Genomic DNA, 21,835 nt, shown 5'->3' with positions numbered 1-21,835 from the left:
ATCGCACCTGTGACGCGGCGGCCGGTGCGATGCGAGACCCCGAGACAGCGACTGACGATAAGCCACGGGCAAGGCTGTCGTACGCGGCGCGCGGCCATCTGGGTTTCTTCACGACGATTCGCGGCCGGATTTTCGTGGCCTTCCTCGGCATGAGCCTGCTGTCGGGCCTGCTCGGGCTCTACGCGGTGGTGGCGATCTCGCATATCGGCACGCTGATCAACCGCACCTACGACGAATCGCTGATGTCCATCAATTATGCGCGGGCGACCGCGGCGGACTTCGCCAAGATGCGGACCGTCTTCGCGCGCAGGATGCACGCCCAGAATGCAACGGAGGCCGCCAAGCTGGACGCGGAGATTGCGGATCTCTCGACGACGCTGGCCGAGGACCTGACGATCGCGGTGGAGCGCTCCCAGTCGGACCGGGCCGTACGGACGGCCGGCGCGGTACAGGCGGGCGTGGCTGCATGGGAGGAGATGCGCCGAACGCTGAACCCCGCCACGGCCGTTTCGGAACGTTGGGACGAGCTGGATCAGCGGGCGCACGCGGTCGATAACCAGATCGATCTGTTGGTGAACTACACGGCGGGCGACGGCTTCACCTTCCGGCAGGCGGCCCGTGTCCTCGTCGCTCGGGAAATGCAGGTCAATGCGATCGCGGCAGCCCTTGCGGTCATCATCTGCGGGCTGATCGCGTGGCTGCTCAACCGACGCATCACGGGGCCTCTGGCCGCCGCCTCCGCCGCAGCGGAGCGCATCGCCAGCGGCCGCCTCGACGCGCGCATCCTGGCCGGCGGGCGCGACGAGCTCGGCAGCCTGCTTCGCTCCATGGCCGTCATGCGCGACAACATCCAGGCGATGATGGCCCGCGAGGTCAGCCAGCGCCGCGTCGCCGAGGCGCTGGTGACGGACGCGCTCCAGACATCGCGTGAGGGTGTGGTGGTGGTCGATGCGGCCGGCCGCATCGCCCTTGCCAACACCCAGGCGCTGCGGTTCTTCGAGGGGCTCGGCGCTGCCATCGAGGCTGGGATCTCCCTGGCGCGGCTGGCCGGGGGCTCGCGGGGCGAAGGTCCGGAGGCGCTTGAGGATTGCGTCCGGGCGCTCGCCCGGGACGGCGATATCCAGCTCGCCGACGGACGCTGGCTGCGGGTCAGCCGCAGCCCGACCCAGGAAGGCGGCTTCATCGCCGTCTGCAGCGACATCAGCCTGCTCAAGGAGCAGGAGGACCGGCTGACCCTCACGAATCTCCGCCTCGACGCGGCCCTGGACAACATGTCCCAGGGGCTCTGCCTGTACGACGCACAAGACCGCCTGATGGTGGTCAACCGGCGCTACAGCGAGATCTACGGCCTGCCTCCGCGCGCCGTGGCGCCCGGGATGACGACGCTCGAGGTCATGACGGCCAGCCTCGTGGCCGGCAATCATCCGGGCTGCGACCTCGACACCTTGGTGCGCCAGCAGCGCGAGGCCTTCCAGAACGGCGCGTGGCGCACGCATTTCCAGGAACTCAGCAACGGTCGGATCGTCGCCATCGATCGGCGCGAGACGGCCGATGGCGGCTTCGTGGCCACCTATGAGGACGTGACCGAGCGCCGCCGCGCCGAGGCGCGCATCGCCTTCCTGGCCCATCACGACATGCTCACGGGGCTGCCGAACCGGGTGGCCCTGGGCCAGCAGATCGACATGGCGGTCGCCCAGGCGGGGCGCGATTACGGCTTCGCGGTCTTCGCCATCGATCTCGACGATTTTCGGCCCGTCAACGAGACCCTCGGGCACGGTGTCGGAGACGAGCTGCTCGCCGCTGTGGCCAACCGGCTGACCGCCTGCGTGCGCGAGATCGATTGCGTCGCCCGGCTTGGCGCCGACGAGTTCATCGTGGTTCAGCGCGGCATCGACCGGCCGGAGGACGCCGCAGTGCTGGCGCGCCGGATCATCGAGGTGGTGGGCGCGCCCTACAGCCTGAGCAGCCATGAGATCAGCGTCGGGCTGACCATCGGCATCACCCTGGCGCCGAGTGACGGCACCAGCTGCGACAAGCTCCTGAAGAATGCCGAGGTCGCCCTCGACCGGGGCAAGACCGAGGCGCGCGGTTCGTTCCGGTTCTTCGAGCCCGAGATGGATGCCCGACTCCAGGCGCGCCGGATCCTCGAGCGGGACCTGCGCGAGGCGCTGACCCGCGAGGCCTTCGAGGTCTATTACCAGCCGATCTACAGCCTCGACACCGACCGGGTCTGCGGCTTCGAGGCCCTGTTGCGCTGGAACCATCCGGTCCGCGGCTTCATCTCCCCGGCCGAGTTCATCCCGATCGCCGAGGAACTCGGACTGATCGTGCCGCTCGGCGAATGGGTGCTGCGCCGCGCCTGCGAGGTCGCCGCCCACTGGCCGGACGGCCTCAAGGTCGCCGTCAACGTCTCGGCGGTCCAGTTCACGTCGGCGAGCCTCGTCACGGCCGTCCGGGAGGCCCTGCGGCGCACGGGCCTGCCGGGCCGGCGACTGGAGCTGGAGATCACCGAATCGGTGCTGGTCGCGAATCCCGGTTCCACGACGGCCATCCTGCACAGCCTGAAGGCGCTGGGTGTGCGGGTCGCCATGGACGATTTCGGCACCGGCTATTCGTCGCTGAGCTACCTGCGCAGCTTCCCCTTCGACAAGATCAAGATCGACCAATCCTTCGTGCGCGACCTCTGCATCAAGGACGGGACCAACTTCATCGTCCGCGCGGTGATTGGCCTCGGCGCCAGCCTCGGCATGACCACGACCGCCGAGGGCGTGGAGACCGAGGCGCAGCTGGCGCAGCTTCGGGCGGAGGGTTGTGACGAGGTCCAGGGCTACCTGTTCAGCCGCCCTGTCCCGGTCTCGGAGGTCGCCGACGTGATCCGCCGCTGGAATGGCACCAGCCGGGCTATTGCCTGACTGGGGGGGCCGAACGGAACGAACCCGATTTTTTCGCTCAGGGCTTTGTCTGCCAGCCTCATTCCGTCGCCCGAGCCGAGCCTGCCCCATCGTCTTTCCGGGGCGCCGCAGGCGAGCCTGGAACCGATGACCGCGACGATGCTCGAATGCGCCGCGTCGGCGGGGCTGGATCCCGGGCTCCGCAGCGCGGCCCCGGGATCACAGGGTGGCGTTCCCGCGGCCGGATGCGGACATCGGCGGCTGCGGTGGACGGCGCGTTACTCCGCCGCGTCGAGACGCGGACGCTCCACGTGGCTGCGCTCGGCCTTGACCAGTTCGGCCGTGCGGAACGCGACTTCCAGCGCCTGCTCGGCGTTCAGGCGCGGATCGCAGTAGGTGTGGTAGCGGTCCTGCAGATCGTCGGCCGTCAGCGCCCGGGCGCCGCCCGTGCATTCGGTGACGTCCTTGCCGGTCATCTCCAGATGGATGCCGCCCGCGATGGTGCCTTCGGCCCGGTGAACGCCGAAGAAGCCCTCGATCTCCTGCATGACCCGCTCGAACGGCCGGGTCTTGTAGCGGCCCGCCGGGATCGTGTTGCCGTGCATCGGATCGCAGATCCACACCACCTTGCGCCCCTCGCGCGCGACGGTCCGGATCAGGGCCGGCAGGTGATCGCCGACCTTGTCGGCGCCGAACCGGCAGATCAGGCTCAGACGCCCGGCTTCGTTCTCCGGGTTGAGCTGATCGATCAGCCGGATCAGGCCATCCGCCTTCATGGACGGGCCGCATTTCAGACCGATCGGGTTCTTGATGCCGCGGGCATATTCCACATGGGCGTGATCCGGCTGCCGCGTGCGGTCGCCGATCCACAGCATGTGCCCGGAGGTCGCGTACCAGTCGCCGGTGGTCGAGTCGACGCGGGTCAGCGCTTCCTCGTAGCCGAGCAGCAGGGCCTCGTGGCTGGTGTAGAAATCGGTCGTCCGCACCTCCGGGTGCGTCTCCGGATTGATGCCGATCGCCCGCATGAAATCGAGGGCGTCGGTCATCCGGCCGGCGACATCCTGGTAGCGAGAGGATTGCGGCGAATCCTTCACGAAGCCCAGCATCCAGCGATGCGCATTCTCCAGGTTGGCGTAGCCACCGGTGGCGAAGGCGCGCAGCAGGTTGAGGGTCGCGGCCGATTGGCGGTAAGCCTCGAGCTGACGGCGCGGATCCGGGATCCGCGACTCCTCGGTGAAGTCGATACCGTTGATGATGTCGCCCCGGTAGCTCGGCAGGCTCACGCCCTCGAGGGTCTCGGTGGGCGAGGAGCGTGGCTTGGCGAACTGCCCGGCGATGCGCCCGACCTTCACCACCGGCGATCCGCCCGCGAAGGTGAGGACCATCGCCATCTGCAGGAACACCCGGAAGAAGTCGCGGATGTTGTCGGCGGAGTGCTCGTCGAAGCTCTCGGCGCAGTCGCCGCCCTGAAGAAGGAACGCCTCGCCCTCCGACACGCGCGCGAGTGCCGATTTCAGCTTGCGGGCCTCACCGGCAAAAACCAACGGCGGAAAGCTCGCGATCTGGGTCTCGACCGCACCGAGGGCAGCGGCGTCCGGATAGGTGGGGACCTGCTCGATCGGCAGATGCCTCCAGCTCTTCGGTGTCCAACGCTCGCCCATGACCTCTCTCCGCGCACCCTCTCGTGCGATCGCGCCTCGTGCGCGAAGCGCGGCTTATAGAGAGGTTCCCGCGGAGTTGCGAGTGCCGGAAACCGGGGGCAGGCGCGCCCCGGCGTCAGGCCTCGCCGTCCTCGACCTCGATCCCGTGCTCGGCCAGGATCCAGAAGATCGCCTCCAGGTCTTCCGCCGAGACGTCGCGCGGCGGGAGGGCTTCTTCCAGGTCGTCGTAGGTCAGGTTCCGACTCCGCTGCGCCTCGGCCTTCGCGAGGAGCTGGTCGATGGCGCCGCGGATATCGGCCGCCAGCGCCTCGTGGCTCGGCGGGCGATGGAAGGTCGGGCGCAACGCGTCCGCCAGCAGGCCATCAATGATCGCCTGCCGGCGCGCATGCGCGTCGTCTCCGCGTCGTCCCTTACCTGCGCCCTGCTTGCCCATACCCCTGATATGGCTCGGTCGGGCACCGCGTCGAGGCCTTGCCGCCGCGGAGGCTTCAGCCGACGCCGACGGGGTGCTTGGTGACCTCCGGGACCCGCAGGGTCACCAACTCCTCGGCCGCCGTCGGGTGGACCGCGATGGTCCGGTCGAAATCGGCCTTGGTCGCGCCCATGGTCACCGCGATACCGACCGCCTGGATCACCTCTCCGGCATCGTGGCCGAAGATGTGGACGCCGACCACCCGGTCGCTGGCGCAGTCGACGAGCACCTTCATGAGGATCCGCTCCTCGCGACCCGACAGCGTCGCCTTCATGGGGCGGAACCGCGCCTTGTAGACGTCGATCTTGCCGTAGATTTCGCGGGCCGCCGCCTCGGTATGGCCGACGACGCCGATCTCGGGGGTCGAGAACACCGCCGTCGGGATCAGGCGGTGATCGACGCAGGACGGCTTGCCGCCGAACACCGTGTCGGCGAAAGCGTGGCCCTCGCGGATCGCCACCGGGGTCAGGTTGGCCCGGTTCGTGACGTCGCCGACCGCGTAGATCGAGGGGACATTGGTCTGCGAATAGGCGTCCACCGGGATCGCGCCGGCGGCGTCCGTCTCGATGCCGACGCGGTCGAGGCCAAGCCCGGCGACGTTCGGCCGCCGGCCGGTGGCGACGAGGATCTGGTCGGCCTCGATCGCGCTGCCGTCGTCGAGCCGGGCGCAGAGGCCGCCGGCTTGCCGCTCGATGCGGGTCAGTTTGCGCCCGAGGCGCAGGTCCATGCGGCGTCCGTAGGCCTCGGCGAGGGCGTCGCGGACCTCGTCGTCGAAGCCGCGCAGCAGTTTGTCGCCCCGGTGCAGCAGGGTGGTGCGGCTGCCGAGCGCCGCGAACACGCCGGCGAACTCCACCGCGATGTAGCCGCCGCCGATCACCAGGATGCGCTCCGGCAGCCTCTCCAGCTCGAACACCTCGTTGGAGGTGATCGCCAGCTCGATGCCCGGCACGGCCGGCTCCTGGATCGGATGCGCGCCGACGGCGATCAAGATGCGCCCGGCCCGGACGCGCCGGTCGGACTTCAGCAGGCGCACGCTGTGCGCATCCTCGATCACGGCGCGTTCGGGCACGATCTCCACGCCGGCCCGGATCAGGTTGGCGTCGTAGATGCCTTCGAGCCGGGTCACCTCGGCGTCGCGGCGGCTCTTGAGCACGCTCCAGTCGAAGCGCGGCCGCTCCACGGTCCAGCCGAAGCCGGCCGCATCCTCGAACTCGTCGGCGAAGCGGCCGGCATAGACCATCAGCTTCTTGGGCACGCAGCCGCGGATCACGCAGGTGCCGCCGACCCGGTACTCCTCGGCGAGCATCACGCGCGCGCCGTAGCCCGCCGCGATCCGCGCCGCCCGGACCCCGCCTGAACCGCCGCCGATGACGAAGAGGTCGACGTCGAAATCGCTCATGCCGGTCCGTCCTTTCCGGATGCCGCCTCGGCGCGCGGCCGGGCGGCCTCGCGCAGCCACGAGATGGCAGCGGCGAGCCCCGCCGTCCACCACGCCGCCCAGCCGTTATGCTCGACGAAGGCGATCGCGGCCGCGCAGGCGACGAGGCCGAGCGCCGCGGCCCGGTCCAGCTCGTCCAGCCGCGCGACCCGGGCCAGCATCAGAATCAGGGTGAGTGCGGCCAGGATCGCGCCGGGCAGGCCCAGCTCGGCCCAAACCTGCAGGAAGCTGTTGTGCGGATGCCCGACGCCGAGGAGCACCCGCATCTCGGCCGGCAACGCCTGGGCGACCGGCGTCTCGGCGAATCGTGCGCTCGTACCGGTCCCCGCTCCGCGCCAGGGATCGGCAGCCACCGCCGCCCCGAAGCTGCGCGCGATCGCGACGCGCGCCCGGGACGAGGATTGCACCAGGCGCTCGTGGGCCGATTCCGGCATCATTCGGGCGAGCAGATCGCCTTCCACGGGCGCGAGCGCCACCGCGAGGCCGAGCCCGAGGCCGGCGAGCCCGATGCCGATCCGTTTCGGCAGCAGCCGGGCTGCGACGAACATCGCGGCGCCTGCGAGAAGGCCAAGCTGCGCGGCCCCGCTGATCGAGCGCAGCACCCCGAGCGCTGCGAAGCCGAGCACCGCCACGGCCGGACCGCGGGCGCCCCTGCGCCACAGCAGAAGGGCGAGCGGGCCGGCCACGAGATCGAGGGTCAGCGCCGGCCGGTTGTGAACGAAGGCGGCGACCCGCCGTCCCAGCGCCCGTTCGAGGGCGAGATCCGTGGCGAGGTCCGCCGCGATCACAACGCCCCCGAGGCCGATCGCGGCCGCCGCGAGCCTTGGCGCGAAGGCCGGGATGCGACCGGGCGCCAGGCAGGCCAGCAGGTAGGCGGCAAGCAGGGTCGGTAGGAACTCGGACAGGACCCGGAGGGACACGACCGGAAATGGGCTCCAGACCAGCCCGGCGAGCGCCCAGGCGAGGAAAGCGAGCGCGGCTCCGGCCAGGGGCGTCGCCAGCGGCGCCAGCAGATGCGCCCGCAGGGCTGCGCGATCCTCGACCCATCGGCCGGCCAGGAAGGCGAGCGCCGCCAGCCCGACCACGACCGGGCTGGATCGGTTGGCGAGAACCATCGCGAGCGGCATGACGGCGAGGAACACCCCGCCCGCCGCGTAGAGCCGGCCCGCCGCGCTCATCGGGTTTTCGTCACCGTGATCCGCCGCCGGGAGCGGCCGCCCTCACTGCATCTGGTGGCCGCGCTTGCCCATCTCGGCGCGCACGCGGACCATCACGTACTCCGAGACGTCCTGGGTCCAGTCCTGCATCTCCTGCACCATCTCGTCGAGCAGCTGCGGCTGCGCCTCGACGTAGTGCTTGCCGGCGGGCGAGCGGAAGAAGGTCGCGATCTCCTTCAGCTCGGCCTCCGAGAACTTCGCCGCGTAGGTCCGCGCCGCGATGTCGATCATCCGCTGCTTCTGCAGCTCCATTTCCGGCTGCAGCGAGGCCAGGACCTCATCGAGATCCTTGGCCAGCTCCGGCCGGGTCACCGACTGCTTGCGGATCTGCTCGGCAAAGGCGGGCAGCACCGAGTCGAACGAGCGGGCGATGCCGGAGCTGAGCATCACCTCACGGGCGAGCGCGAGGTGACTCGGCGTGTAGGCCGAAGCGGCCGGAGTATTGGCGGCCGGTGTGCTCGGCTGTGCCGCCGGCTTGGCCGCGCCGCCCTTGTTCGCCTGGGCGAAGGCCGCGTGGGGGAGTGCCAGAAGCGCGAGGCCGAGCGCGAGGCTGGGCGCGGCGGTGAGGCGTCGGGACATGCTGGACTTTCTTGCGAGGAGGGCCTGCGAGGAGGGTGGCGCCTCAGGCGAGGCTGCCGAGAACGGTGACCTCGGCCTGCCCGTCCCGCGCGGCCGCCAGGATGGCGGCATCGGCGATCCCGAGGAACAGGCCGTGCTCGACCACGCCCGGCACCGACCACAGCGCCGCGCCGAGCGTTTCCGGATCGGGAATCGCGCCGAGATGGGCGTCGAGGATATGATGCCCGCCGTCGGTGACCAGAGGCTTGCCATCGTCGTGGCGGCGCAGCCGGACTTCGCCTCCGCAGCCGGCAGCCGCGACCGCCGCCTCGACCGCGCGGTGGGTGGCCGTGAGGCCGAAGGGATTGACCTCGATCGGCAGCGGGAAGGCGCCGAGGCGGCTGACGCGCTTGGCGGCATCGGCGATGACCACCATGCGGCGGCTCGCGCAGGCGACGATCTTCTCGCGCAGGAGCGCCGCGCCGCCGCCCTTGATCAGCCGCAGCTGGTCGTCGACCTCGTCGGCGCCGTCGATGGTCAGGTCGAGTTCGGGCATCGTGTCGAGCGTGGCAAGACGGATGCCGAGGCCCTCGGCCTGTGCACGCGTCGCCTCGGAGGTCGGCACGCCGACGATGTCGAGCCCGGTGCGGACCCGTTCGCCGAGAAGTGCCACGAAGGCGGCGGCCGTCGATCCGGTGCCGAGCCCGAGGCGCATGCCGGGCTCGACGAGGTCGAGGGCGCGGGCGGCCGCGGCCCGGCGGAGATCCGGCCCGCTCACCGGCAGAGTGCCCGCTTGGCGGGACGGAGCGAACGATGGCACGTCATGGGTCGAAGATCTTTCCCCGGAGGTTCGCCGGCCCGTAGCACGTGACAGGGCCGACCGGAACGCTGGAGGCGACGATGCCGCGTTACGGCCGCCCGCCCTGTGTCGGTGTGGCACTGGCTCCGGCCCGGCCGGGAGCCGGGCCGGTCAGCGGCGCGTCGGACGCACCTTCGGCACCGGGCTTGCCCTGCTGGGTGCAGACGACCTGCTCCTTCTTCACCAGAACGAAGCAGATGCTCATCTCGCCGGTCCGGTAGTTCACCCGGAAGACGCCAGCCTCACGGGTGTGCCGGCTCGCCACCAGCCCGTATTCCGACGGGACCTGCGGACCCGCGCCCTCGCCCGCCCCGAAGCAGACTGTCTGCCCGATGCCGCCGGCCGATTCCTGAAGACCGTACTGGCAGGACGTCACCTCGCCGGTCACCTTGTCGACGCGGTACATCCGGTTGAGGTCGATCTGCGGCGCGGGGACGAACTCGAAGGAGGTCGCGGCGGCCGGCACGGCGTGAAGCGCGGCGCAAGCGGCGAGGATGGACAGAGAGGGTTTCATCGGCGGTCCCGGAGGGCTGGTATGCCGTGCATGTCGCTGGGCTTTCGGGCGAGTCTGGGGCATCCGGCAGGGAGATGCACGGGTACAGGTTCCGCGGCCGGCCCTGTTCGGGCAATCGCACCTGCTCCGTATTTCAGGGCCGCGCAGCGGAGCCCGGGATCCAGATGCGCTCCGGGTGCACGATCTGGCTTCGCCGGCGGTTCTGGATTCCGGGCTCGCCTGCGGCGACCCGGAATGACGGGTGACTGGGATTCACGGAACGTGACTGGCCGGGGGATGATGCGCTCGAAGCGGGCGGCCTGTGATGCGCGCGAAACAGGGAGCTGACGGCACCGCTCCCATCCCGTCGCCCGGCTTGCCCGCGTCTGCCGGCCCAGCTAGCGAGGGCGCGAGTCAGCAGGAGCCCTCTCAGAATGTCCGCCGAACCGACGACCCGCCCGCCGATCGCCGTGTTCGACCTGGACGGAACCCTCGCGGAAACCGCGGGCGACCTGATCGGCACGCTCAACGTGCTGATGAGGCGGGAGGGGCTCGCCGAGCTGCCGCTGTCGCAGGCGCGCGGGCTGATCGGTGCCGGCGCCAAGGCGCTGATCCGGCGCGGCTTCGAGGCGGAGGGCCGCTCGCTCGCCCCGGAGGACCACGACCGGCTGTTCGACGCTTTCATCGCCCATTACGGCGAACACCTCGCCGACACGTCCCACCTGTACCCGGGCGTGGTCGAGGCGCTCGACGCGCTGGAGGCGGCGGGCTTCCGCCTCGCGGTCTGCACCAACAAGTACGAGGGCCAGTCGGTGGAGCTGCTGCGGATCCTGGGGATCGGCGACCGGTTCGCGGCGATCTGCGGCCGCGACACCTTTCCGCAGTTCAAGCCCGACCCGCGCCACCTCATCGAGACGATCGCCCGCGCCGGGGGTGACCCGGCGCGGGCCGTGATGGTCGGCGATTCCCGGACCGATATCGACACCGCCAAGGCCGCCGGCATTCCGGTGGTCGCCGTGACCTTCGGCTACACGGACCGGCCGGTGACCGAACTCGGGCCCGACCGGGTGATCGAGCATTTCTCGCAGCTGCCCGAGGCGGTCGGCGCGCTCGTGCCGGTGGAGGCGGCCTGAGCCGTCAGCGCAGCCAGAGCCGGAGCCGCGCCACCGCCTCGCGGCACTCGGCCTCCGAGCCGGCGAACGAAAACCGGACGTGGTGGTGGCCCAGCTCCGGGTCGAAGTCGAGGCCCGGGGTCGCCGCGACGAGGGCCTCGTCCAGCATCCGCCGGCAGAAGGTCGAGGCGTCGTTCGTGAGGCCCGACACGTCGGCGTAGAGATAGAACGCGCCGTCCGCCGGGTGGACGCGCCCGAGTCCGAGGCCGGGCAGCGCGCCGAGCAGGATCGCACGGTTGCGCGCGTAGCTGTCGCGCACCGCATCGAGCTCCTCCGTCGCGTCGAAGGCCGCCAGGGCACCGACCTGCGAGAGGTAGGGCGCCGAGATGTAGAGGTTCTGCGCGAGCCGCTCGATCGGGCGGACCAGCGCCTCCGGCACGACCATCCAGCCGACCCGCCAGCCGGTCATGCAATGGTACTTCGAGAAGGAATTGATGATCACGGCTTCGGGATCGAAGCGCAGCGCCGTCACCGTCGGGACGCCGTAGCTGAGGCCGTGATAGATCTCGTCGGAGATCAGGGGCAGGTCCAGCGCGCGCGCGGCCGCGCAGAGGTCGCGCAGGGCGGCCTCGGAGATCACGGTGCCCGACGGGTTTGCCGGGCTCATCACCAGGGCGCCGGCCACCGGCTCCCGGGCATGCGTTTCGCGCAGCAGGGCAGCGGTCGGTGCGAAGCGGTCCGCTGCGCGCAGGACCATCGGGGCGGGCACGAGGTCGAGGGCGGCCAGGATGCTGCGATAGGCCGGGTAGCCCGGTTGCGGGACCGCCACGCGGGCGCCGGCATCGAACAGGCTCATGAAGGCGAGCACGAACCCCGCCGAGGAGCCAGTGGTGATCACGACCCGCTCCGGGCTGACCGAGACACCGTGTCGCTCGGCGTAGTCGCGGGCGATCCGTTCGCGCAGGGCGGGCAAGCCGAGAGCTTCCGTGTAGGGGACGCGGCCGGTGGCGAGAGCCGCCTGTGCGGCCGCGATCACCGCGCGCGGCGCCGGCGCCGAGGGCTGGCCGACCTCCATGCGCACCACGTCGTCGCCCGCGCGCGCCTTGGCGGCCGCGGCGGCCATGACGTCCATGGCGAGGAACGGCTGGACGGCGGCGGCCCGCCGGGAGATCGGGGTCATGGGGTTCTGCTCTGCGCCGGGCGAAGCCGCGGTCCGGGGGGGTTAGACCCTCGCGGTTCCCGCCTCAAGCCGGCGCCAAGCCTCCACGCGTCGAGCGCGTGGCTAAGCCTTTCACGACACCCGTCCCGCCTTTCCGGGGCGCCGCAGGCGAACCCGGAATCCAGACGGGCAGGTTGTGCCAGCCCTTGATGCATCGGCGGCTCTGGATCCCGGGCGCCGCGGGATTTGACCGGATGCCGCGAAAACGCCTAACCCAGCCCCTACCGCTCGCGCCAGGCGCGGGCCGGCTTGCCGCGCAAGCGAGGATCCATGCCCTTCATCCGCCCCCTGCCCGCGCTGGCCCTGGCGCTCGGCCTCGCCGCCGTCCCGGCGCTCGCCCAGAATGCGGCGGCGCCCGCCGCGCCCTTCACGGATGCGCAGCGCGCCGGCATCGAGGCCATCGTCAAGGATTACCTGATCAAGCACCCCGAGGTGCTTCAAGAGGCCCTCGCCGAGGCCGAGAAGCAGCAGACCGAGACGCAGCGCCTCGCCCAGGCCGCCGCCCTCAAGGAGTCGCGCGACGCGCTCCTCAACGGCCCCCATGACGTGGTCGCCGGCAATCCCACCGGCGACATCACGATGGTCGAGTTCTTCGATTATAATTGCGGCTACTGCCGGAAGGCGCTCGGAGACATCCAGGCGCTGATCAAGTCCGACCCGAAGCTGCGGGTGGTGATCAAAGACTTCCCGGTGCTCGGCCCGGAATCGCTCGAGGCCAGCCAGGTGGCGATCGCGGTCCGCCAGCAACTCAAGGGCGACAAGCTGTTCGAGTTCCACCAGAAGCTCCTGGAGACCAAGGGCCGTGTGAACGGCGCCCGGGCGATCCAGGTCGCCAAGGATCTCGGCGCGGACACCGCCAAGCTGCAGAAGGATATGGCCTCTCCCGAGGTGAAGACCGCGCTCAGCGAGAACCGGGGTCTGGGCGACCGTCTGGGCCTCTCCGGAACGCCGGCCTTCATCATCGGCGACGAGGTGATCCCCGGTGCCGTCGGCGTCGAGCCGATGCGCAAGACCATCGCCGACGTGCGCCAATGCGGCCACGCCTCCTGCTGAGCTGACGATCCGGGCCGTTGGACCATGGAAGGCGTCGCGTGCAGCCTTGTCGCGGCGGGGCGCCTTCGTCTAAGAGCCGCCAGCCGCAGGGCCGCGGTCCAGCGCCGACTCGGTTGGACGGACTGACGCGCCGCGAGACGAAGTAGGCCGGATGCCAAAGAACGACGCTATCGATCCCGAGCTCGTGCGCGAGCTCGCCAACCTCGTCACCGAGACCGGCCTGTCCGAGATCGAGGTCGAGAAGGGCGACCTGCGCATCCGCGTGGCGCGGCGTCTCGAACCCGTGAGTGTTCAGGTCGCGGCGCCCGCTCCGCTGGCGGCGGCGCCACCACCGGCGGCCGTGTCCGCGGCGCCATCCGCCCTCGCTCCCGCAGAGCCGGCGCGATCGCAGCCCGGCACCGTGCCCTCGCCGATGGTCGGCACCGCCTATCTCCGTCCGTCGCCTGACGCGAAGGCGTTCGTCGATATCGGCTCGCGGGTCGAGGCCGGCGACAAGCTGCTGCTCATCGAGGCGATGAAGACCTTCAACGAGATCGTGGCGCCGCGCGCCGGCACGGTCAGCGCCATCTTCGTCGAGGACGGCCAGCCGGTCGAGTTCGGCGAGGCCCTGCTCGTCATCAGCTAGGACGTCCGCCAGGCCGATCGCAGCTCAGTCCTGGAAGACGCCGCTTAACCAGAGGATAGAGCCTCCTGCGCGGTCCGGGATCGCCAGGACGCCCTAACGGGTCCGATGTTCGACAAGATCCTGATCGCGAACCGCGGCGAGATCGCCCTGCGCATCCTGCGGGCGGCGAAGGAACTCGGGATCGCCACCGTGGCGGTCCATTCCACGGCCGATGCCGACGCCATGCATGTCCGGCTCGCCGACGAGAGCGTCTGCATCGGGCCACCGGCCGCGCGCGACAGCTACCTCAACATCCCGTCCATCATCGCGGCCTGCGAGATCACCGGCGCGGATGCGGTTCATCCCGGCTACGGCTTCCTCTCGGAGAATGCCCGCTTCGCCGATGTACTGGCGCACCATCAGATCGGCTTCATCGGCCCCAAGGCGCATCACATCCGCACCATGGGCGACAAGATCGAGGCCAAGCGCACGGCGCTGAAGCTCGGCATTCCCTGCGTGCCTGGCTCCGAAGGCGGCGTCGAGGATGCCGACACCGCCAAGCGCGTGGCTGCCGAAATCGGGTATCCGGTCCTGGTCAAGGCGGCGGCGGGCGGCGGCGGGCGCGGCATGAAGGTGGCGCGCTCCGAGGCCGAACTGGAGCAGGCGATCGGCATGGCCAAATCCGAGGCCAAGGCCGCCTTCGGCGACGACGCGGTCTACCTCGAGAAGTACCTCGAGAAGCCCCGGCACATCGAGGTGCAGGTGCTGGGCGACGGGCGCGGCGGGGCCGTCCATCTCGCCGAGCGCGACTGCTCGCTGCAGCGCCGCCACCAGAAGGTCTGGGAGGAAGGCGGCTCGCCGGCGCTCAACGAATCGATGCGCGCCGAGATCGGTGGCATCTGCGCCAACGCCATGAAGGAGCTCGGCTATCTCGGCGCCGGCACGGTCGAGTTCCTGTACGAGGACGGCCGGTTCTACTTCATCGAGATGAACACCCGGATCCAGGTCGAGCATCCGGTAACCGAGATGATCACCGGGATCGACCTCGTCATCGAGCAGATCCAGGTTGCGTCGGGCGGTTCGCTCTCGGTGAGCCAGTCCGACATCAAGGTCGAGGGCCACGCCATCGAGTGCCGGATCAACGCCGAGCACCCGGAGACCTTCCGGCCGTCGCCCGGCGAGATCACGCACTACCATACGCCGGGCGGCCTCGGCATTCGCGTCGACTCAGCGGCCTTTCAGGGCTACCGGATCCCGCCGAACTACGACTCGCTGATCGGCAAGCTGATCGTGCACGGCCGCACACGCAACGAGTGCTTGATGCGCCTGCGACGGGCCCTGGACGAGTTTGTCATCGACGGCATCGACACGACGCTGCCGCTGTTCCGGACCCTGGTCCGCAACCCGGACGTGCAGAACGGTCTTTACGACATCCACTGGCTGGAGCATTTCCTGGAAGATGGGGGCATGAAGGTCTGAGGCCGCGCTATCCTGGGGCAGCCGCGGCCTCTGGCCTTCGGGCCGGCCGCGCGCGACACTGACGCCATGCACGATCCCACCCGCGTGGACATCACCCCCGAGATCCTGCTGAAGGCCTACGCAGCCGGCATCTTCCCGATGGCCGAGGATGCCCAGGATCCGACCCTCTACTGGGTCGAGCCGAAGGCGCGCGGCGTCCTGCCCCTGGACGGATTTCGGGTCTCACGGCGCCTCGCCCGGACCGTCCGGTCCGACCAGTTCGAGATCCGTTGCGACACGGATTTCGAGGGTGTCATCGAGGGCTGCGCTGCCCCCCGCCGAGACAGCGAGCGCACCTGGATCAACGGGCGCATCCGCGAACTCTACGGCGCCCTCTACGATCTCGGCTACGTCCACACCGTGGAGGTCTATGCCGGCGGCCAGCTCGTCGGCGGCCTTTACGGCGTGTCGCTGGGTGCGGCCTTCTTCGGCGAGAGCATGTTCCACGAAGTGCGCGATGCCTCGAAGGTCGCCCTCGTCCACCTGATGGGCCGCCTGCGCGCGGGGCGATACCGGCTTGCCGACACCCAGTTCGTCACCGAACACCTGACGCAGTTCGGCGCCGAGGAACTCCCGCGCCACGTCTACAAGCGGCGGCTCGCCGAGGCCCTCGACCATGCGGGCGACTGGAACGTCTGGCCCTGCGACGGCTCGGTGACGGGTGCGCGAGTGCTGGACGCGCTGGGCGGCACGGACGGCGCCTAGCGTTCGGATGCCTGCGCCAAACGCGGCACCCTGCGACTTGCCGACTTAAGCCGATGCCGTTGGGTCAGCCGTCCTTGTGAGCCGAGCACAGCAATCCGGCAGCGCCACGCTCGAAAATGTCGCGCTGCCCTGGGTCACGTCGTTGCGCTCGCAATGACGGAGAGGCTGACGCCACCCGCCCCTTCAAACCAAGGCGGTGTGACTGAGCCTCAGCGGAACAGCGCGTCGAACAGGTTTTGCGGCTGCTGCGGCGCCGGCGGCGGGGCCGCCGCGGGGCCCTCGTTCGACGGGAAGAACTTGCGCGAGGGCTTCTGGCGGGGCTGGACCGGCACGCCGCGCGGCGCTTCCACGTCCACCTGACCGGCGGCGTTGAGCTGCTGGGCGGTCTTGGTGGCGTCCTTGCTCGGGCGCTTCGCCTTCTCGGGCTTGGCCGCGACGGCGGGGACGTCCTCCTGCTCCTTCGCTTCGGCGATCACGTCGGCGCCGCCCTTACAATCGACGAGCCACACGTCGTAGATCGGGTGCTCGATCGCGTGCAGGCCCGGGCTCGACGCGAACATCCAGCCGGTGAAGATCCGGCGATACTTGTTGTCCAGGGTCACCTCGTCGACCTCCAGAAACGCCGTGGTCTTGGCGCTCTCGGTCGGCGGGCGGGTATAGCAGACCCGCGGAGTCAGCTGCAGGGCACCGAACTGCACCGTCTCGTCCACCGCCACCTCGAAGGAGACGATCCGGCCGGTGATCTTGTCGAGACCGGAGAACACAGCGGTCGGGTTCTTGATCTTGTCGGCGGCGGCGGGGCCCGCGCAGAGGGCGAGCGCGAGGCTCGGCAGGAGCGCGCGGCGTGCGAGGGCGGTGATGCGGCTCAAGGCTCGGACCCCTAGACGAGGGTGGCCGGCCGCGCCAACGATTGCGCGGCGGACGTTCGGGATTGGCCCGCCATGAACACCGGAACGGTGGCGGCAAAAGGGCGCCGGTGGCCGGTGTCCCGCTCTCTAGTCGCCCGGGGTCCAGGACACGTAGTCGCCGGTGGCAGCGGGGCGCTGCCCCCAGGACAGCTGTGAACCCGCCGGCCGGTACGCGTTCGGCGTCCCGGTCTGGTTCTCGACGTGCGGCTTCTGCCATGCCTTCGGCTGGTAGTTCTCCTCGCTCGGCGCGAGATCGACGTTGTGGCAGAGCCAGCCGCGCCAGCCCGGGGGCACCTTCGAGGCGTCGGCGTAGCCGTTATAGATCACCCAGCGCCGCTCGGAGCCGACCGAGCGGTCGATGAGGGCGCCTTCCGCCTTGTAGTACTTGTTCCCGAAATCGTCTTCGCCGACGAAGATGCCGGTGCGTGCGGTCTGGAGCGCGAGGGAGACGGTCTGGCCGTTCCACCACGTGAAGACGCGCAGCAAAGTGTCCTTCAGCGCCATCGCCGATCCCGAAATCGTGCCGCGCCGCGGAGGCGCTTCCGGCGCCGTTATGGTGACCGCGCGCGCGCGAGTCCAGCGGCCGTACGGAAGTGTCGCGCGGCGGCAACGCTGGGCGCGCCCAATCGGCGATCGCGGCAAAGTTCCCGGAATCGGCGCCGCCGACCCCTGTGAATCTAAAATTTTCCCGGCCGGAATCCGGAAAGCCAGAAGGACACTTATCCGCACCACGGACGATATCCACAGGCTTTTGCAAGCCGGCACAACATCTAGCGGGGAACAAGCCCACCGAACACTACTTGTTGACGTAAGAGCGAAGGCAGCGGTAATCTCCCTGCATCGGTCGCGCCCCTGGATTGTGGTGCGTTGGACAGGGGCGACCGTTCCTAGATTTTGTTCGCGAGACCGAGGCACGTCCGCCACCGGACGTGTTCGGGCGCGAATCCCAATATTGGGAACAGACCCCGCGTCGCGCGGGACCGGGACCATCGTGTCCCGTCGGGAGAGGTGTGTTTCATGCGGTTCGAGCGTCGCTACACAACGGCCGGACAATCGCCCTACGCCAGCATCACGTTCCGCAAGGCGCTGAGCGAGATCCGCAACCCCGACGGGTCGGTGGTCTTCCGCCTCGACGGCATCGACGTGCCGGAGAGCTGGAGCCAGGTGGCGAGCGACGTGCTCGCGCAGAAGTACTTCCGCAAGGCGGGCGTCCCGGCGCGGCTGCGCAAGGTCGAGGAGAACGCGATCCCGTCCTTCCTGTGGCGCTCGGTGCCGGACGAGGCTGCGCTGGCGGAGCTCCCCGAGGATGAGCGGTTCGTCTCCGAATCCTCCGCCACCCAGGTCTTCGACCGGCTCGCGGGCTGCTGGACCTACTGGGGCTGGAAGGGCGGCTACTTCTCGTCAGAGGACGACGCGGCGGCGTTCATGGACGAGCTGCGCTTCATGTTCGCCCGCCAGATGGTGGCGCCGAACTCGCCGCAATGGTTCAACACCGGCCTGCACTGGGCCTACGGCATCGATGGGCCGAGCCAGGGCCACTATTACTGCGACCCGCAGACCGGCGCGCTGACCAAGTCGGCCTCGGCCTACGAGCACCCGCAGCCCCATGCCTGCTTCATCCAGTCGGTCCAGGACGACCTCGTGAACGAGGGCGGCATCATGGATCTGTGGGTGCGTGAGGCGCGCCTGTTCAAGTACGGCTCGGGTACCGGATCCAACTTCTCGATGCTGCGCGGCGAGAACGAGAAGCTCGGCGGCGGCGGCAAGTCATCCGGCCTGATGAGCTTCCTCAAGATCGGCGACCGGGCGGCCGGCGCGATCAAGTCCGGCGGCACCACGCGGCGCGCCGCCAAGATGGTGATCGTCGATATCGACCACCCGGATATCGAATCCTTCATCGACTGGAAGGTGAAGGAGGAGCAGAAGGTCGCCGCGCTGGTGACCGGCTCGAAGGTCGTCTCCAAGCACCTGAACCTGGTGATGAAGGCCTGCACGCAGTGCGAGGCGGAAGGGGATGCCTGCTTCGATCCGGAGCGCAACCCGGCGCTCAAGCGCGAGATCAAGGCTGCCCGCCGCGCCTCCGTGCCGGATTCCTACATCAAGCGCGTCGTGCAGTTCGCCCGGCAAGGCTTCACCAAGATCGATTTTCCCGTCTACGACACCGACTGGGATTCGGAGGCCTACCTGACGGTCGCCGGGCAGAACTCCAACAACTCGGTCTCGCTGACCGACGACTTCCTGCGCGCCGTCGAGGCGGATGCCGACTGGACCCTCCAGGCCCGCACCACCGGCAAGGTCACCAAGACCCTCAAGGCCCGCGACCTGTGGGAGCGGATCGGCGAAGCGGCCTGGGCCTCGGCCGATCCGGGCCTGCATTTCAACACCACGATGAACGACTGGCACACCTGCCCGGCGGGCGGGCGGATCCGGGCCTCGAACCCGTGCTCCGAGTACATGTTCCTCGACGACACCGCCTGCAATCTCGCCTCGGCGAACCTGCTGACGATGTACGACCGGGAGACCAAGCGCTTCGACGTGGAGGCATTCGAGCATCTCAACCGCCTCTGGACGGTGGTGCTCGAGATCTCCGTGATGATGGCGCAGTTCCCCTCGAAGGAGATCGCGGAGCTCTCATACCGCTACCGGACGCTCGGCCTCGGCTACGCCAATATCGGCGGCCTGCTGATGACCATGGGCCTGCCTTACGATTCCGACGCGGGCCGGGCTCTGGCCGGTGCGCTCACCGCGATCATGACCGGCGTCGCCTACGCCACCTCGGCCGAGATGGCGGCGGAACTCGGCACCTTCCCGGCCTATGACGAGAATGCCGACGCGATGCTGCGGGTCATCCGCAACCACCGCCGGGCCGCGCATGGCGAGACCGAGGGCTACGAGTTCCTGAACGTCGCTCCGGTCGCCCTCGACCACGCCAACATCCCGCAGGCGGATCTTGGCGACCATGCCCGCGCCGCCTGGGACCGGGCGCTGAAGCTCGGCGAGGAGCACGGCTACCGCAACGCGCAGGCCACCGTGATCGCGCCGACCGGCACGATCGGCCTCGTGATGGATTGCGACACGACCGGCATCGAGCCCGACTTCGCCCTGGTGAAGTTCAAGAAGCTGGCCGGCGGCGGCTACTTCAAGATCATCAACCAGGCCGCCCCGGACGCCCTGCGGGCGCTCGGCTACCGCGAATCCGAGATCGCCGAGATCGAGGCCTACGCGGTCGGTCACGGCTCGATGGGTCAGGCGCCGGGCGTCAACCCGACGACGCTCCGCGCCAAGGGTTTCTCGGACGAGAAGATCGCGGCGGTCGAGAAGGGTCTGAAGTCGGCCTTCGACATCAAGTTCGTGTTCAACCGCTGGACGCTCGGCGACGACTTCCTGACCCAGACCCTCAAGGTCCCGGCCGAGAAGCTGGCGGACCCGACCTTCGAGCTGCTGGCGTTCCTCGGTTTTTCCAAGAAGGAGATCGAGGCTGCCAACACCCATATCTGCGGGGCGATGACGCTGGAGGGCGCGCCCTTCCTTAAGGTCGAGCACTACCCGGTCTTCGACTGCGCCAACCCGTGCGGCCGGATCGGCAAGCGCTACCTCTCGGTCGAGAGCCACATCCGCATGATGGCGGCGGCGCAGCCCTTCATCTCGGGGGCGATCTCCAAGACCATCAACATGCCGAACGACGCCACGGTGGAAGATTGCAAGGCGGCCTACCTGCTGTCCTGGCGCCTCGCCCTCAAGGCGAACGCCTTGTACCGCGACGGCTCGAAGCTGTCGCAGCCGCTCAACTCGGCCCTGATTGCCGATGAGGACGACGAGGCCGATGAGGGGATCGAGGCGCTGATGCAGGCGCCGGCCGCCGCCAAGGCCGCCGCGGTGGCGGAGAAGATCGTCGAGCGGGTGATCGAGCGCGTGGAGCGGATCCGCTCCCGCGAGAAGCTGCCGACCCGCCGGAAGGGCTACACCCAGAAGGCGGTGGTGGGCGGCCACAAGGTCTACCTGCGCACCGGCGAGTACGACGACGGCCGCCTCGGCGAGATCTTCATCGACATGCACAAGGAGGGCGCGACCTTCCGGAGCCTGATGAACAACTTCGCCATCGCGATCTCGCTCGGCCTCCAGTACGGCGTGCCGCTGGAGGAATACGTGGAGGCCTTCACCTTCACGCGGTTCGAGCCGGCGGGCTTCGTGCAGGGTAACGACGCGATCAAGAACGCGACCTCGCTCCTCGACTACGTGTTCCGCGAGCTGGCGGTGTCTTATCTCGGCCGCGCCGACCTCGCCCATGTCAGCCCCGCCGAGATCGGCGGCACGGTGATCGGCGGCGGCGAGAGCGGCGACACGACCCGCGAGGGTCCGAAGCCCGCGCCGGCTTCCTCGGTCGTCTCCCGCGGCCTCCTGCGCGGCTCGGCCGACCGGCTCACCCTGATCCAGGGTGGCCCGGCCGGTGCCAGCATCGGGGTCGGTGCTGCCAGCGCCGGGCAGTCGGCTCCGGCCGGCGGCACGGTGCACGCGATCCGCGGCAGCACGGCGCTGAAGGTCGAGCCGGCGGTTGCCGGTCAGGTCGAGACGATCGCCGACACCCTCCCCTTCGGAAAGGCGGAACGGACGGTCGCCGACCGCCGCGCCGAGGCGAAGATGAAGGGTTATGTCGGTGAGGCCTGCCCGGAATGCGCGAACTTCACGCTGGTCCGCAACGGCACCTGCCTGAAGTGCGACACGTGCGGGAGCACCACCGGCTGCTCGTAAACCGGATATCGGTGTCATCGGGCGGGCGGTGACCACGCTGCCCGATGGTGTCCGGTAGAGCGATGGGCCGGCCTGCTGCTCGCGGCAAGTCGGCCCTACCGCGTTCACGGCGCAGGGTGCACGTCGGGGGCCGAGTCCAACCGGACGCATTCGTTCCGGGCTGCAGCAGGCGAGCCCGGGACCCCGAACCGCGACGCATGCGCAGCATGGCGTCGCGGTTCTGGATTTCGCGCCCCGCCACGCAGTCCCGGAATGAGGTGCTCGCGGCCTCACCGTCGTTGCGCGCGGAGCGAAGCAATCCAGGGCATCGCCACGATCTCAGAGGTTGCGTTGCCCTGGGTCACGTTACGGCGCCCGTGATGACGGAGCGCGGGACGC

17 protein-coding genes are annotated in these 21,835 nt (G+C 69.5%); 7 read left to right on the top strand and 10 right to left on the bottom strand.

The features are described 5' to 3' along the window. Nucleotides 1–29: 29 nt before the first annotated feature. Nucleotides 30–2,912 carry an EAL domain-containing protein gene (locus JOE48_RS23580; RefSeq protein WP_210033365.1) on the top strand — a complete coding sequence of 961 codons (2,883 nt, stop codon included), beginning with the start codon at nt 30–32 and terminating at the stop codon, nt 2,910–2,912. Nucleotides 2,913–3,169: 257 nt separating this feature from the next. Here the strand turns inward: JOE48_RS23580 and JOE48_RS23575 are convergent, their stop codons facing one another. The 7 genes from JOE48_RS23575 to JOE48_RS23545 form a co-directional block, all read right to left on the bottom strand. Next, the gene (locus tag JOE48_RS23575; protein ID WP_210033363.1) at nt 3,170–4,552 is read right to left on the bottom strand and encodes a class II 3-deoxy-7-phosphoheptulonate synthase; all 1,383 of its coding nucleotides are present in this window, start codon (nt 4,550–4,552) and stop codon (nt 3,170–3,172) included. 115 nt (nt 4,553–4,667) lie between these two features. Further along, entirely contained in the window at nt 4,668–4,985 is a 318-nt protein-coding gene (locus JOE48_RS23570) for an RNA polymerase sigma factor region1.1 domain-containing protein (protein ID WP_210033361.1), read from the bottom strand. Between the two features lie 55 nt (nt 4,986–5,040). After that, on the bottom strand, nt 5,041–6,423 hold the full coding sequence (gene gor, locus JOE48_RS23565; RefSeq protein WP_210033358.1) for a glutathione-disulfide reductase: 1,383 nt from the start codon (nt 6,421–6,423) through the stop codon (nt 5,041–5,043). Continuing rightward, nucleotides 6,420–7,640 carry an O-antigen ligase gene (locus tag JOE48_RS23560; protein ID WP_210033356.1) on the bottom strand — a complete coding sequence of 407 codons (1,221 nt, stop codon included), beginning with the start codon at nt 7,638–7,640 and terminating at the stop codon, nt 6,420–6,422. Before JOE48_RS23560 ends, gor begins: the two co-directional genes overlap by 4 nt. Nucleotides 7,641–7,682: 42 nt before the next feature. Further along, the gene (locus tag JOE48_RS23555; RefSeq protein ID WP_210033354.1) at nt 7,683–8,258 is read right to left on the bottom strand and encodes a DUF2059 domain-containing protein; all 576 of its coding nucleotides are present in this window, start codon (nt 8,256–8,258) and stop codon (nt 7,683–7,685) included. Nucleotides 8,259–8,301: 43 nt separating this feature from the next. Next, complete coding sequence (rpiA, locus tag JOE48_RS23550) at nt 8,302–9,015, bottom strand: ribose-5-phosphate isomerase RpiA (RefSeq protein WP_210036012.1); 714 nt, start codon at nt 9,013–9,015, stop codon at nt 8,302–8,304. A gap of 130 nt (nt 9,016–9,145) precedes the next feature. Further along, nucleotides 9,146–9,610, bottom strand: a complete 465-nt coding sequence (locus tag JOE48_RS23545) for a hypothetical protein (protein WP_210033352.1) — start codon at nt 9,608–9,610, stop codon at nt 9,146–9,148. Between the two features lie 413 nt (nt 9,611–10,023). On the opposite strand from JOE48_RS23545, the gene gph reads away from it, so the two are divergent. Next, nucleotides 10,024–10,722 (top strand): phosphoglycolate phosphatase, encoded by a 699-nt coding sequence (gene gph, locus JOE48_RS23540; protein ID WP_210033350.1) that lies wholly within the window; start codon nt 10,024–10,026, stop codon nt 10,720–10,722. A 4-nt stretch (nt 10,723–10,726) separates the two neighbouring features. Here the strand turns inward: gph and JOE48_RS23535 are convergent, their stop codons facing one another. After that, nucleotides 10,727–11,881: a pyridoxal phosphate-dependent aminotransferase gene (locus JOE48_RS23535; RefSeq protein ID WP_210033346.1), complete on the bottom strand. Its 1,155-nt coding sequence runs from the start codon at nt 11,879–11,881 to the stop codon at nt 10,727–10,729. A gap of 309 nt (nt 11,882–12,190) precedes the next feature. On the opposite strand from JOE48_RS23535, the gene JOE48_RS23530 reads away from it, so the two are divergent. The 4 genes from JOE48_RS23530 to aat all read left to right on the top strand — a co-directional run bounded on the left by JOE48_RS23530 (nt 12,191) and on the right by aat (nt 15,800). Next, entirely contained in the window at nt 12,191–12,973 is a 783-nt protein-coding gene (locus JOE48_RS23530) for a DsbA family protein (protein ID WP_210033344.1), read from the top strand. Between the two features lie 151 nt (nt 12,974–13,124). Beyond that, complete coding sequence (gene accB / locus JOE48_RS23525) at nt 13,125–13,598, top strand: acetyl-CoA carboxylase biotin carboxyl carrier protein (RefSeq protein ID WP_210033342.1); 474 nt, start codon at nt 13,125–13,127, stop codon at nt 13,596–13,598. 105 nt (nt 13,599–13,703) lie between these two features. Further along, nucleotides 13,704–15,056 carry an acetyl-CoA carboxylase biotin carboxylase subunit gene (accC, locus tag JOE48_RS23520; protein ID WP_210033340.1) on the top strand — a complete coding sequence of 451 codons (1,353 nt, stop codon included), beginning with the start codon at nt 13,704–13,706 and terminating at the stop codon, nt 15,054–15,056. Nucleotides 15,057–15,122: 66 nt separating this feature from the next. Then, the gene (gene aat, locus JOE48_RS23515) at nt 15,123–15,800 is read left to right on the top strand and encodes a leucyl/phenylalanyl-tRNA--protein transferase (RefSeq protein WP_210033338.1); all 678 of its coding nucleotides are present in this window, start codon (nt 15,123–15,125) and stop codon (nt 15,798–15,800) included. A gap of 209 nt (nt 15,801–16,009) precedes the next feature. On the opposite strand, the gene JOE48_RS23510 is transcribed toward aat, so the two are convergent. Both JOE48_RS23510 and JOE48_RS23505 read right to left on the bottom strand, forming a co-directional pair. Then, complete coding sequence (locus tag JOE48_RS23510; protein WP_210033336.1) at nt 16,010–16,669, bottom strand: DUF2155 domain-containing protein; 660 nt, start codon at nt 16,667–16,669, stop codon at nt 16,010–16,012. Between the two features lie 126 nt (nt 16,670–16,795). Continuing rightward, nucleotides 16,796–17,212, bottom strand: a complete 417-nt coding sequence (locus JOE48_RS23505) for an NADH:ubiquinone oxidoreductase subunit NDUFA12 (protein ID WP_210033334.1) — start codon at nt 17,210–17,212, stop codon at nt 16,796–16,798. A 513-nt stretch (nt 17,213–17,725) separates the two neighbouring features. Between JOE48_RS23505 and JOE48_RS23500 the strand changes: the two genes are divergently transcribed. After that, complete coding sequence (locus JOE48_RS23500; RefSeq protein ID WP_210033329.1) at nt 17,726–21,457, top strand: vitamin B12-dependent ribonucleotide reductase; 3,732 nt, start codon at nt 17,726–17,728, stop codon at nt 21,455–21,457. Nucleotides 21,458–21,835 lie beyond the last annotated feature (378 nt).

Origin of the sequence: Methylobacterium sp. PvR107, from assembly GCF_017833295.1 — a bacterium.
GTDB lineage: Bacteria > Pseudomonadota > Alphaproteobacteria > Rhizobiales > Beijerinckiaceae > Methylobacterium.
Note: the sequence above shows the minus strand (reverse complement) of the source record. Positions and strands in the feature narration are given on the sequence as shown.

Coding starts and splice junctions, on each gene's coding strand:
- gor (WP_210033358.1), bottom strand. CDS start 6,423: ATGAGCGATTTCGACGTCGACCTCTTCGTCATCGGCGGCGGTTCAGGC.
- JOE48_RS23575 (WP_210033363.1), bottom strand. CDS start 4,552: ATGGGCGAGCGTTGGACACCGAAGAGCTGGAGGCATCTGCCGATCGAG.
- JOE48_RS23535 (WP_210033346.1), bottom strand. CDS start 11,881: ATGACCCCGATCTCCCGGCGGGCCGCCGCCGTCCAGCCGTTCCTCGCC.
- JOE48_RS23560 (WP_210033356.1), bottom strand. CDS start 7,640: ATGAGCGCGGCGGGCCGGCTCTACGCGGCGGGCGGGGTGTTCCTCGCC.
- aat (WP_210033338.1), top strand. CDS start 15,123: ATGCACGATCCCACCCGCGTGGACATCACCCCCGAGATCCTGCTGAAG.
- JOE48_RS23505 (WP_210033334.1), bottom strand. CDS start 17,212: ATGGCGCTGAAGGACACTTTGCTGCGCGTCTTCACGTGGTGGAACGGC.
- JOE48_RS23530 (WP_210033344.1), top strand. CDS start 12,191: ATGCCCTTCATCCGCCCCCTGCCCGCGCTGGCCCTGGCGCTCGGCCTC.
- JOE48_RS23580 (WP_210033365.1), top strand. CDS start 30: ATGCGAGACCCCGAGACAGCGACTGACGATAAGCCACGGGCAAGGCTG.
- accC (WP_210033340.1), top strand. CDS start 13,704: ATGTTCGACAAGATCCTGATCGCGAACCGCGGCGAGATCGCCCTGCGC.
- accB (WP_210033342.1), top strand. CDS start 13,125: ATGCCAAAGAACGACGCTATCGATCCCGAGCTCGTGCGCGAGCTCGCC.
- JOE48_RS23570 (WP_210033361.1), bottom strand. CDS start 4,985: ATGGGCAAGCAGGGCGCAGGTAAGGGACGACGCGGAGACGACGCGCAT.
- gph (WP_210033350.1), top strand. CDS start 10,024: ATGTCCGCCGAACCGACGACCCGCCCGCCGATCGCCGTGTTCGACCTG.
- JOE48_RS23500 (WP_210033329.1), top strand. CDS start 17,726: ATGCGGTTCGAGCGTCGCTACACAACGGCCGGACAATCGCCCTACGCC.
- JOE48_RS23545 (WP_210033352.1), bottom strand. CDS start 9,610: ATGAAACCCTCTCTGTCCATCCTCGCCGCTTGCGCCGCGCTTCACGCC.
- JOE48_RS23555 (WP_210033354.1), bottom strand. CDS start 8,258: ATGTCCCGACGCCTCACCGCCGCGCCCAGCCTCGCGCTCGGCCTCGCG.